Origin of the sequence: Pseudocitrobacter faecalis (assembly GCF_965231525.1) — a bacterium.
Classification (GTDB): Bacteria; Pseudomonadota; Gammaproteobacteria; order Enterobacterales; family Enterobacteriaceae; genus Pseudocitrobacter; species Pseudocitrobacter faecalis.
This window is the reverse complement of record NZ_CBDDNJ010000002.1, coordinates 1,653,298-1,665,420: the sequence shown is the minus strand read 5'-3', so window position 1 is coordinate 1,665,420 and position 12,123 is coordinate 1,653,298. Positions and strand designations below refer to the sequence as shown.

Sequence of the window (12,123 nt, the reverse complement as noted above, 5' to 3'; positions counted from 1 at the left end):
AAACCGGCTCGGTCGGTCCCCTCTCCCTGAGGGAGAGGGTTAGGGTGAGGGGGAAAAATCCTCACCATCAAAACGTATAACTCGCCCCCACCTGCACCGTGCGATCGCGGCCAATCCAGCAGTTGGTGCTGTCGTAGCAGCTGAAGGTTTCTTTGTTGGTCAGGTTTTGCGCGCTGGCCTTCAGCATCAAGCCGTTCAGGCTGCTGTCGAGGGCCGACATATCGTACGATATCGCCATATCATACTGCGTCGTACCGCCCAGCTTGCCTTCGTTATTGGCCGGCGAAATCTCCATCGGCCCGGTGTAGCGCACCCCCGCGCCCAGAGTGAGGCCGCTTAACAAGCTGCCATCAAAGGTGTAATCGCCCCACAGGTTAAACGCATTTTCCGGCACCTGCGTTGGGCGTTTGCCTTCATAAGTTTCATCCTCCGTGTTGATAGCGTGCGTATAGGCGTAGTTGGCAATCAGGTTGAGGTTGTCCGTTGGACGACTGACGACAGAGAGCTCCGCGCCTTTCGATTCAATCTCCCCTGTCTGGCGGTAGTTCCAGCTTGGGTCTGCGCTTACCACGTTTTTCTGGCGGATGTTAAACACCGAGGCGGTAAAGGTCGTCGCGTACTCTGCCAGCAGGTATTTCACCCCGCCCTCCACCTGTTTGCTGGTGGTCGGTTTCACGTCCTGCGCGGTCAAATTGCCGCGCGGCGATACCGGCAGGAAACCTTCCGAGTAGCTGATAAACGGTGATAACCCATTTTCAAAGGCATACAGTGCGCCCAGGCGTTTGGTGACGCGATCCTGCGAGATCCACGCTTTTTGCTGGTCATTGAGATAATCCGTGGTAGCCGACTGATACTCATCATAGCGAATGCTGCCTAGAATATTCAGGCCGCCGAACTCCACCTGATCCTGGAAGTAATACCCTTTCTGGTTGTAAGAAAGACGGTTTTTCTGCGCGGAGTAAAGCCCTAAATTATCGCTGGTGATCTGCGAGTAATCCGGATGCAGCATATCGATGCCCGGCGTGGTCGAGGCGTAGCGATAGTTATAATGCGAATTCAGTTTCTGGTAATCGAACCCCGCCAGCAGGTGATGCTGCCAGTCGCCCAGCGCGAAGGTTTTGGTAACCTGGTTATCGATATTAAAACTGTGCAGATCTTCATCGGTAGTATAAGCAAAGCGGTTCAGTTCATACACGTTTGCGCTGCCCGCATTCCCGGTGGAATAGGCGCTGCGCTGATGGGTATCGATATCAAAATAACGCGCTTTCTGGGCGATGCCCCAACCGCTGTCGAATTCATGCTCGAAGCTATACCCCACCATCCACTGGCGCTGCTCGAAGCCGCTCCACTTATCACCCGCAAAGTCGCGACGCCCGGCGTAGCTGGAACGCAGATACGAAAGCGGTAATGGATTGGACGGCGTCAGGCTTGGCGTATTTTGCGCCAGCGCGTCAAATGTCAGGCGTGTTTTATTATCGGGTTGCCAGGTGACGCTCGGCGCAACCAGGTAATCTTCGTAACGCGTGGTGTGCGGCTGGTCGTCGCCTTCACGCGCTTTACCCAGCAGGCGGTAGCTCCAGTCGCTGTCGAGGATACGTCCGGTAGAATCCAGATACCCCTCTTTCAGGTTGCGGGTACCGGTGTTAAACCCTACTTCCGTGCGCTGCTCGGTTTGCGGCTTTTTCCCCTGAATATTCACCAGCCCGCCCGGCGAACCGTTGCCGTAAAGCACCGAAGACGGCCCCTTCAGAATATCCACGTTTTCAATCAGCAGCGGGTCAATACGCGCTTTGGTGTTGCCGTTGACGTTATAGGGCAGTTGCAGGCCGTTATAAAATTCATTGTCGACGGTAAAGCCACGGATTTTATATTCGCTCATGTAGCTGGTGCTGCCGCGCACTTCCGTCGAAACGCCCGGCGCATAGCGCAGGATCTCATTAACCGAGTTGGCGTGGCGTTGGCTAATTTCTTTACTGCTGATGGTATTGATGACCTGCGGCGTTTTGCTCTCCGCGACAGCCGATTTGGTGGCGCTGTTAGTCCAGGCAGGCAGTTCACTGCTCCCCTGTGAACCGGTCACGACCATAGTGGTTTCAGCATTGTCGGCCAGGGCCGGTGTGGCGAGTGCAACGGCAATCATTGCCGAGAGCGTACGATAGGCGAAGCGCATAATGTTTGTCTGACCAATTATTAGAATAAAGAATGCTAATTATTCTCATTTTTATTTGATGCGCAATAGCCAGACGCCCGGCGGAAGAAAAATTTGTGGAGAATCAACAGAAAGGAAGAAGAACGGCCCCGAACGGGGCCGTTGCAGCGTGATGCTTAGTTGTTGCGGCGCAGGAAGCGGAAGATAACCAGCACGACAATGGCACCCACAACGGCGACCAGGAAGCTGTGCATATCAAAGCCCATCGCGCGATCGCCAAAGCCCAGCGTGGTGGCAATCCAACCGCCCACCACCGCACCGACGATCCCCAGCAGGCAGGTCAGAATAAAGCCGCCGCCGTCTTTTCCCGGCATAATCAGTTTGGCAATAACACCCGCAATAAGACCAAAAATAATCCAGGCAATAACACCCATTTTTACCATCCTCCAATTAAAAAAACCTCAAAAAAAGCGCCGACATTCTGCGCCGCTAATGTTTCAAGTATAGGTAATTACTCTTAAAAATCTCGCCGCTACGCTTATTTTTATTCATGCGTTGAATATGTTTGACCTGAACATGCCCTTATCCCCCGCACGCCGTGCAGAAAGCGCACAAAAAAATTTTTTCACTGTGGCTGAAGTTTCCTGGGCGTCAACCGATAACAACCAGACGGTTTATCCTTCAGAAGAGATAGCAGATGAATCAATACCCTTCGCAATTCCTGAAACAAAACCCGCTGGCCGTATTGAATATTCTGCGCGATCTTCATCGCGATAACGTGCCGCTACGCGTCTCATGGGGAAGCGGGCAGTTTATCAGTCGCCTTCTGGAGGTGAGTAAAACCGCGCTGGTACTCGATTTTGGCAGTCAGGAGTACGAAAACCGCGCGGTACAGCGCGTGGAGAACGTCACCATCACCGCCGAAACCGCCGGCGCTAAAATGGAGTTCACGGTGACACAGCTGCAGGCGGGCGAACATCAGGGACTTCCGGCGTTCATTCTTCCCGTTCCACCGACACTCTGGTTTATTCAGCGGCGTGAATATTTCCGCATCACCGCCCCGCTGCATCCGCCCTACTTTGGCAAAGTGCAGCTCCCCGGAAAACAGGCGCTGAGCTTTCGAATTTTTGACCTGTCGCTGGGAGGAATGGGCGCGCTGCTGGATAGCCAGCCGGAAGGTGATTTACAGCCGGGAATGCGTTTTTCTCAGTTGGAGCTGGATATGGGGCAATGGGGAAAATTCCATTTTGATGCGCAATTGATTGCGGTCAGCGAGCGCACAGTGGTCGATCATAAAAACGAAACCGTCAGTACGCCGCGGTTGAGTTTTCGATTTTTGAACGTTAACCCGGCGGTGGAACGCTCGCTCCAGCGCATCATTTTTTCGCTGGAGCGAGAGGCGCGTGAACGCGCCAGTAAGGTTCGCGATTAACTACATCGCATCCATGGCTTTCTGCATTTTCCAGATATAGCGCGGTGCCTGCGGAGCCGGATGGTTTTCGACAACGTGTTCGAAGAACTCGTCTTTATCCAGATCGTTGATTTTGCTGATAGCTTTTTTACGATCGGAGGAGAACGTCCGCAACAGCGCGCCCGCGCCGTTAGCGTAAGAGACCATCAGCGCGTACTGCATCACTTCCGGGTCTTTAATGCCCGCCAGCGAGCCATGTTCCAGTATGCTCAGATAAGCCGCGCCCATAGAGATATTACGCTCCGGGTTTTTCAGCTCGCTGGTGGACGGTTGACCGCGCCAGCCCATATGCCGGTAGACGTCCAGCCCGGAGGTCGAGGCCTTCAACTGCATCAGGCCAACAGCGTTGGATTTACTGACCAGATTCGGGTTGCCGCCGGATTCGACCGCAATGATGGCGGTGATCAAACGCGGGCTCACGCCCCACGCCGCACCGGCTTTTTCGCTAATTGGCATCCATTGCATTGCGCGCTTTACCGGCACCTGCGGATCCCAGGGCGGGTTTTTGTAATCCTGTTTTGAACTGCATCCGGCAAGTAACACAATTAAAAAAGCAAACCATCTCAATTTCACGCAACTATCCTTTTTAGCTCAAGTATGTCGCCAGTAATGACAATAACGGGTTCAGGCGGCATGATACTCGTTTCGTTCTCTGCAAGGAATTGCCATGTCACAGTTTCATCTGATCGCCCCGTCGGGCTACTGCATCAATCAATCCGCCGCCGAAATGGGCGTTAACCGGCTGATAAGCGCAGGGCATCAGGTCAACCATCAGCAGGTCATTCCTCGGCGCAGCCAGCGCTTTGCGGGCGTCGAAAGTGAACGTCTTGCCGATATCAATCAACTCGCCGAACTAACAGGTAAAAATCAGATAGTGCTGGCGGTACGCGGCGGCTATGGCGCAAGCCGTCTGCTGGATGCCATCGACTGGCCGTCCCTAATCGCGCGCCAGCAGCAGGATCCGCTGCTTATCTGCGGGCACAGCGATTTCACCGCTATTCAGATGGGGCTGCTGGCAAAAGGTGACGTCATCACCTTCAGCGGGCCAATGCTGGCGGGGAATTTTGGCGCGGAAACCCTGAACGACTTTACCGTACATCACTTCTGGCAGGCACTGCGTAATGAAACCTTCACGCTGGAATGGACGGGTGACGGGCCGCAATGCCGCGAGGAAGGTAAACTGTGGGGCGGAAATCTGGCGATGCTGACGTCGCTGGTGGGCACGCCATGGATGCCGCAAATCCACGACGGTATTCTGGTGCTCGAAGATATCAACGAACATCCCTTCCGCGTGGAACGCATGCTGCTACAACTGTTGTACGCCGGTATTCTGCCGCGTCAGAAGGCGATCGTTCTCGGCAGCTTCACCGGAGCCACACCAAACGATTACGACGCAGGTTATGATTTGCAAACCATGTACGACTATTTGCGTTCAAAGCTGGCGATTCCGGTCATCAGCGGGCTCGATTTCGGCCATGAACAGCGCACGGTCACGTTGCCACTGGGTGCGCAGGCGAAGCTGGTGCATACTTCAAGCGCCACCACGCTGACTATCACTGGGCATCCCACCCTGACGGAATAAAAAACACATTTATTACTCTTATTGTTTCAGTGTTCACGCGCTAATTATGATAACTTTTTGTAACTAGCTTGTTCGTTATCGGGGAGTACGTGAACATTGGACGCCGCGGCAGTCATTAGTCTCTTTATTTTGGGTTCAGTCTTAGTAACCTGCAGTATTCTTTTAAGTTCATTCTCTTCCCGCCTCGGTATCCCGATTCTGGTTATCTTTCTTGCCATTGGTATGCTCGCAGGCGTAGATGGCATCGGCGGCATTCCTTTCGATAATTATCCGTTCGCCTATATGGTAAGTAACCTGGCGCTGGCGGTGATCCTGCTGGATGGCGGGATGCGCACTCAGGCGAGCTCATTTCGTGTCGCCCTTGGCCCGGCCTTGTCACTGGCAACGGTAGGTGTGTTAATCACTTCGGGGCTGACGGGTATCGCGGCGGCCTGGCTGTTTAACCTTAACTGGATTGAAGGCCTGCTGATTGGCGCGATTGTCGGCTCGACGGATGCGGCGGCGGTGTTTTCCCTGTTAGGCGGCAAAGGGCTGAACGAGCGTGTCGGCTCGACGCTTGAGATTGAATCCGGCAGCAATGACCCGATGGCGGTCTTTTTGACCATCACCCTGATCGAGATGATTCAACAGCATGAAACGGGCTTAAGCTGGATGTTTGCCGTGCATATCATTCAGCAGTTTGGTCTGGGTATTCTGATTGGCCTCGCGGGGGGGTATCTGCTGTTGCAGATGATTAACCGCATCACGCTGCCGACCGGGCTGTATCCACTGCTGGCCCTCAGCGGCGGGATCATGATTTTTGCCATTACCACGTCGCTGGACGGCAGCGGTATCCTCGCCGTGTACCTTTGCGGCTTCCTGCTGGGTAATCGCCCCATTCGTAACCGCTTCGGCATACTGCAAAACTTCGACGGGCTGGCGTGGCTGGCGCAAATCGGCATGTTCCTGGTGCTCGGTCTGCTGGTGACGCCGTCTGACCTGCTGCCAATTGCCGCTTCCGCCCTGCTGCTGTCGCTGTGGATGATTTTCTTTGCCCGCCCATTATCGGTGTTTATCGGCCTGCTGCCGTTTCGCGGGTTTAACCTGCGCGAGCGCATTTTCATCAGTTGGGTCGGTCTGCGTGGCGCGGTACCAATTATCCTCGCCGTTTTCCCGATGATGGCCGGACTCGATAACGCGCGTCTGTTCTTTAACGTCGCCTTCTTCGTGGTGCTGGTGTCGCTGCTGCTTCAGGGCACCTCGCTCTCCTGGGCGGCGAAACGCGCCAAAGTGGTGGTGCCGCCTGTCGGCTTGCCAGTGTCACGCGTTGGGTTGGATATTCATCCGGAAAACCCGTGGGAGCAGCTTATTTATCAGTTGAGCGCCGACAAATGGTGCGTGGGTGCTGCGCTGCGTGACCTGCATATGCCGAAAGATACCCGCATCGCCGCACTGTTCCGCGATAACGTGCTGCTGCATCCGAACGGCAGCACACGGTTACGCGAAGGCGATATTCTGTGCGTAATTGCCCGCGAGCGCGATATTCCGGCGCTCGGCAAACTGTTCAGTCAGTCGCCGCCTGTGGCGTTGGATCAACGTTTCTTTGGTGACTTTATTCTCGAAGCCAGCGCCAAATTCGCCGATGTGGCGATGATTTACGGTCTTGACGATGTCGAGGAATTTCGCGATAAGCAGCAGTCGCTGGGCGAGATCGTTCAACAGTTGTTAGGCGCAACGCCAGTTGTTGGCGATCAGGTCGAGTTTGCCGGAATGGTGTGGACGGTCGCGGAGAAAGCCGATAATGAAGTCGTTAAAGTCGGGGTTAAAGTCGCAGAAGACGAGGCGGAATAACCGCCTGAGATTGTCTGATGCGCTTTGCTTATCAGGCCTAAGGGGATTAGCGATCTTTTGTAAGCCGGATAAGGCGTTTACGCCGCATCCGGCAACACAGTTACACCGTCACAACTGGCACGCGCGGCGCCAGCGCGCACATTAACTCGTATCCCACGGTACCGGCGCAGGCAGCAACGTCATCAATTTTGATGCTGTTGCCCCACAATTCGACGGGTGCGCCAATTCCCGCATTCGGGCACGGCGTCAAATCCACCGCCAGCATATCCATGGATACTGTTCCCACCGTGGTGGTGCGCACACTATCCACCATCACCGGCGTACCCGATGGCGCAATGCGCGGATAACCGTCCGCGTATCCACAGGCAACAATACCAATACGCTGCTCCTGGGTGGCGGTAAAGCGACTGCCGTAACCCACCGTGTCGCCCGGTTTCAGGTTTTGCACCGCGATAATCTGACTGCTCAGGGTCATCACCGGTTTGATACCGCTGTTTGCCACATCCTGCCACTGGCCGGAGGGTGACGCACCATAGAGAATAATGCCCGGGCGTACCCAGTCATAATGCGTTTGAGGGTGCCAGAGCGTTGCGGCTGAATTGGCAAGCGAGCGCGGGCAATCCAGCCCTTCTGCCGCCTGTTCGATTCGCTGCATCGGGCGTTCGACACCCTCGCTTTTTTCTGCGTCCGCGAAATGTGACATCAACGTCATCGCGCCGACGTTCGGCACTTTGCGCAGGATCTGCCACACGGTACTGACGCGATCCGGCGTAAAGCCGAGCCGGTTCATGCCGCTATTCACTTTCAGATAGATATCCAGCGGTGCATGCAGTTTTGCATCCTGGATGGCTTTAATCTGCCAGTTACTGTGGACGCTGGTGGTTAAGCGATACTTATCAAATAGCTCCAGCTCATCGGCATGGAAGAACCCTTCCAGCAGCAGAACAGGCCCTTTCCAGCCCCACTCGCGAAGGCGAATGGCGTCTTCAAGGTTGAGCATCGCAAAACCATCCGTATCGCGTAGCCCACCCCAGACATGCTTCAGGCCATGCCCATAAGCATCGGCTTTTACCACCGACCAGACACGGGAGTTCGGTGCCGCACGCCGTACAACGTTGAGATTTTGCCGCAACGCCGAAAGATCGATGCTGGCTTCTACAGGACGAGACATGCTTTCTCCTTATTGATGAGCGCCGTGCAGATGCTGAGGACGCAACGGCGTAAAGCCCGGCGAGTAGCGCGCCACGCTTAGATCGTCATAAGGAATGGCAGGCGTACGCCCGGAGATTAAATCGCTGATTAACTGCCCGGAACCGCAGGACATCGTCCAGCCCAGCGTGCCGTGGCCCGTGTTCAGCCACAGATTTTTGAATGCGGTTTTGCCAATGATTGGCGTGCCGTCCGGCGTCATGGGGCGCAGGCCGGTCCAGAACGTGGCTTGTTCAATATAGCCACCGCGCGGGAACAGATCGCCCACCACCATTTCCAGTGTTTCACGGCGAGGTTGCAGCAGTTCAGTGTTGAAACCAACAATTTCTGCCATCCCGCCAACGCGAATACGATTATCAAAACGCGTAATGGCAATTTTGTAGGTTTCATCAAGGATAGTCGAAACCGGTGCACCCGCCTCTTCCTTCACCGGAATGGTGAGCGAATACCCTTTTAGCGGATACACCGGAATGTCCACCAGCCCTTTGAGCATCGCGGTGGAATAGGAACCAAACGCCATCACGTAAGCATCGGCTTTAATCAATTCATCGCCGCACTTCACGCCATAGATGTGCTCACCTTCCCGCAGCAGCGCATCGACAGGCGTGTTATAGCGGAAGGTAACGCCCGCGTTTTCAGCCATCTGCGCCAGACGCTGGGTGAATAGCTGACAGTCGCCGGTTTCATCGTTCGGTAAACGCAGGCCCCCCGTCAGTTTGTGCGCCACGCTTGCCAGCGCAGGCTCAACCTCGGCAAGTCGGGCGGATTCCAGTAATTGATACGGCACGCCCGCGTCTTCCAGTACAGCAATGTCGCGCATCGCGTTCTCATACTGCTGTGCGGTGCGGAAAAGCTGCAACGTGCCGCCCTGCCGTCCTTCGTAGGCAATCCCGGTGGATTCACGTAGCGCTTTCAGGCAGTCGCGGCTGTACTCCGCCAGACGCACCATGCGGCCTTTGTTTTCCATGTAGTGGCGCGTGTCGCAGTTGCGCAGCATTTGCCACATCCATTTCAACTGGAACTGCGTGCCATCGAGGCTTATCGCCAGCGGTGCGTGGCGCTGGAACATCCATTTAATCGCCTTCAGCGGCACGCCCGGCGCCGCCCAGGGTGCCGCGTAACCGGGGGAGATCTGCCCGGCATTTCCGGCGCTGGTCTCCATTGCCGGGCCCGCTTCCCGATCGATAACCGTAACCTGATGTCCTGCCTGACTTAAATACCAGGCGCTGGTCACGCCCACTACGCCACTTCCCAGTATGACAACGTGCATAGCTACTCCAGAATCGAATTGAGTAAAAGAACAATCTTCTGATTACAAATTGATAACCCAGATGAAAATATTATTCAACATAGGCTTTTTTTATGGTGACGTAGTTCACATACAACCCCGCCAGCGCTGGCATGCGAGAATCAACATCTCCTGCTAAGCAATAATTTTACCCAGCATAATATGCTGCATAATTGTAAAAATATCGTCATCAAAATGAAGAAATCGCGAAGAAAAAAATGGGTGCTTGTTACAGTTTTTCCCAGGTGTTCTATTCTTTTACTGAGGCTCTCCAGACAGAGAGAGTCGCCAACAATGAGGGCGCGCTAATGGCAACGATTGATTCGATGAATAAGGACAGCACGCGTTTAAGCGACGGACCCGACTGGACATTTCCCCTGCTGGAAACCTATCTGGTTGAGATAGACCGGGTAGCCAAACTCTACCGGCTGGATACCTATCCCCATCAAATCGAAGTCATTACCTCTGAGCAGATGATGGATGCTTATTCCAGCATCGGGATGCCAATTAACTATACCCACTGGTCGTTCGGTAAGAAGTTTATCGAGACTGAGCAGGCCTATAAGCATGGCCAGCAGGGGCTGGCCTATGAGATTGTGATTAACTCCAATCCCTGTATCGCTTATTTGATGGAGGAGAACACCATTACCATGCAGGCACTGGTAATGGCGCACGCCTGCTACGGGCATAACTCCTTCTTTAAGAATAACTATCTTTTCCGTAGCTGGACGGATGCCAGCTCCATCGTCGATTACCTGCTTTTCGCCCGCAAATACATTAGCGAGTGTGAGGAACGCTATGGTGTCGATGAAGTGGAAAAACTGCTCGACTCCTGCCATGCGCTGATGAACTACGGTGTGGATCGCTATAAACGTCCGCAAAAGATCTCGCTGCAGGAGGAGAAAGCCCGGCAGAAAAGCCGTGAAGAGTATCTGCAAAGCCAGGTGAATATGTTATGGCGTACTCTGCCGAAGCGTGAAGAGGAGAAAACGGTGGAATCCGCGCGCCGTTACCCTTCCGAGCCGCAGGAGAACCTGCTCTATTTTATGGAGAAAAACGCGCCGTTACTGGAGCCGTGGCAGCGCGAAATCATGCGCATTGTACGTAAGGTAAGCCAGTATTTTTATCCGCAGAAACAGACGCAAGTGATGAACGAGGGCTGGGCCACGTTCTGGCACTACACCATTCTCAACCATCTGTATGATGAAGGGAAAGTGACCGAGCGTTTTATGCTGGAATTTCTGCACAGCCACACCAATGTGGTCTTCCAGCCACCGTATAACAGCCCGTGGTACAGCGGTATTAACCCCTATGCGCTGGGCTTTGCCATGTTCCAGGATATCAAACGTATTTGCCAGACGCCGACGGAAGAAGACCGCTACTGGTTCCCGGATATGGCGGGATCGGACTGGCTGGAAACGCTGCATTTTGCGATGCGCGATTTTAAAGATGAAAGTTTTATCAGCCAGTTCCTGTCACCAAAAGTAATGCGTGATTTCCGCCTGTTTACGGTACTGGATGACGACCGCAATAACTATCTGGAGATCTCAGCCATTCACAACGAAAGCGGCTATCGCGAAATTCGCGCCCAGCTTTCATCACAATATAATCTCAGTAACCTGGAGCCAAATATTCAGGTGTGGAATGTGGACCTGCGCGGCGACCGTTCGCTGACGCTGCGCTATGTGCCGCACAACCGCGCGCCGCTGGACAAAGGCCGTCGTGAAGTGCTCAAGCATGTGCACCGTCTGTGGGGCTTTGAAGTGCATCTTGAGCAGCAAAATGCGGATGGCAGTGTTGAATTACTTGAGCGTTGCCCGCCGAGACCGAGCGCGTTGTGATACAAAAAAGCCTCTCAATTGAGAGGCTTTTTCTATGAATGCTTACACGCCGCCCGGCATACTTTTCTGCATCCGGTGCCAAATCTCGCCACTGTCATGGCCATAACGACGCACGGTTTCATACACCTGGTCATGCAGACCCTGCTCACACAGTTCGGTTAAGCGGTGATAGAACCCCAGCGCGCAGCTACGCGCTTCCGGATTGGCGAAATAGTGACGACCAATTCGGGTATAGAGCCCTTTCATACCGTTCAGAATCAGGCCATAAATCGGGTTACCAGAGGCAAACGCCAGACCACGGAAAATGTTGTAATCAAGCTCGGCAAACGCATCGGCGTAGTCTTCGACTTCGCGCGCGGTGGCCAGCACCTCCAGCGCTTTGTCAGGATGCTGACGAAACGCGGTGCGGATAAAAATGGTGGCGATGTTGGTACGCACGGAAAGCAGGTTATCGAGCAGTTGCGGGACGCTTTCGTGATCGAGACGCGCCAGCGTTTCCAGAATATTGAGGCCTGACGTTTCCCAGAAGTTGTTTACTTTCGTTGGCTTACCGTGCTGGATAGTCAACCAGCCATCACGGGCCAGACGCTGCAACACTTCACGTAAGGTTGTACGGGTCACACCAATCAGTTCAGAAAGTTCGCGCTCGGCAGGCAGAATAGACCCCGGAGGAAAACGGTTATTCCAGATGCTTTCAACAATATACTCTTCCGCGAAACCCGCCGGGCTTTGCGCCTTAATGACCATAGTTAG

At 54.2% G+C, this 12,123-nt stretch carries 9 protein-coding genes and 2 pseudogenes; 4 read left to right on the top strand and 7 right to left on the bottom strand.

Annotation, left to right across the window (positions count from 1 at the left end; translation table 11 throughout):
• Positions 1-67: 67 nt before the first annotated feature.
• Both ACOXYR_RS08735 and ACOXYR_RS08730 read right to left on the bottom strand, forming a co-directional pair.
• Entirely contained in the window at positions 68-2,170 is a 2,103-nt protein-coding gene (locus ACOXYR_RS08735; RefSeq protein ID WP_421355275.1) for a TonB-dependent siderophore receptor, read from the bottom strand.
• Positions 2,171-2,325: 155 nt separating this feature from the next.
• On the bottom strand, positions 2,326-2,583 hold the full coding sequence (locus ACOXYR_RS08730) for a GlsB/YeaQ/YmgE family stress response membrane protein (protein WP_108475358.1): 258 nt from the start codon (positions 2,581-2,583) through the stop codon (positions 2,326-2,328).
• A 263-nt stretch (positions 2,584-2,846) separates the two neighbouring features.
• On the opposite strand from ACOXYR_RS08730, the gene ycgR reads away from it, so the two are divergent.
• Complete coding sequence (gene ycgR, locus ACOXYR_RS08725) at positions 2,847-3,581, top strand: flagellar brake protein YcgR (protein ID WP_421355276.1); 735 nt, start codon at positions 2,847-2,849, stop codon at positions 3,579-3,581.
• Here the strand turns inward: ycgR and emtA are convergent, their stop codons facing one another.
• Positions 3,582-4,193: a membrane-bound lytic murein transglycosylase EmtA gene (gene emtA, locus ACOXYR_RS08720; protein WP_108475356.1), complete on the bottom strand. Its 612-nt coding sequence runs from the start codon at positions 4,191-4,193 to the stop codon at positions 3,582-3,584.
• 94 nt (positions 4,194-4,287) lie between these two features.
• Here emtA and ldcA point away from each other — a divergent pair, with 94 nt between their 5' ends.
• Together ldcA and ACOXYR_RS08710 are read left to right on the top strand one after the other, a co-directional pair.
• On the top strand, positions 4,288-5,202 hold the full coding sequence (ldcA, locus tag ACOXYR_RS08715; protein WP_421355277.1) for a muramoyltetrapeptide carboxypeptidase: 915 nt from the start codon (positions 4,288-4,290) through the stop codon (positions 5,200-5,202).
• A 96-nt stretch (positions 5,203-5,298) separates the two neighbouring features.
• Positions 5,299-7,014: pseudogene (locus tag ACOXYR_RS08710) on the top strand (potassium/proton antiporter); the annotation flags it as partial.
• On the opposite strand, the pseudogene ACOXYR_RS08705 reads toward ACOXYR_RS08710, so the two are convergent.
• From ACOXYR_RS08705 to ACOXYR_RS08695, 3 genes and pseudogenes are all read right to left on the bottom strand, one after another.
• Positions 6,973-7,086, bottom strand: a pseudogene (locus tag ACOXYR_RS08705) (hypothetical protein); the annotation flags it as partial. The pseudogenes ACOXYR_RS08710 and ACOXYR_RS08705 overlap by 42 nt on opposite strands.
• Positions 7,087-7,132: 46 nt before the next feature.
• Complete coding sequence (gene dadX, locus ACOXYR_RS08700; RefSeq protein ID WP_108475353.1) at positions 7,133-8,203, bottom strand: catabolic alanine racemase DadX; 1,071 nt, start codon at positions 8,201-8,203, stop codon at positions 7,133-7,135.
• 9 nt (positions 8,204-8,212) lie between these two features.
• Entirely contained in the window at positions 8,213-9,511 is a 1,299-nt protein-coding gene (locus ACOXYR_RS08695) for a D-amino acid dehydrogenase (RefSeq protein ID WP_113857063.1), read from the bottom strand.
• Between the two features lie 326 nt (positions 9,512-9,837).
• Between ACOXYR_RS08695 and ACOXYR_RS08690 the strand changes: the two genes are divergently transcribed.
• Positions 9,838-11,370 carry a SpoVR family protein gene (locus ACOXYR_RS08690; protein ID WP_113857064.1) on the top strand — a complete coding sequence of 511 codons (1,533 nt, stop codon included), beginning with the start codon at positions 9,838-9,840 and terminating at the stop codon, positions 11,368-11,370.
• Between the two features lie 42 nt (positions 11,371-11,412).
• Here ACOXYR_RS08690 and fadR read toward each other — a convergent pair whose 3' ends face one another.
• Complete coding sequence (gene fadR / locus ACOXYR_RS08685) at positions 11,413-12,117, bottom strand: fatty acid metabolism transcriptional regulator FadR (RefSeq protein WP_108475350.1); 705 nt, start codon at positions 12,115-12,117, stop codon at positions 11,413-11,415.
• Between the last annotated feature and the right edge of the window lie 6 nt (positions 12,118-12,123).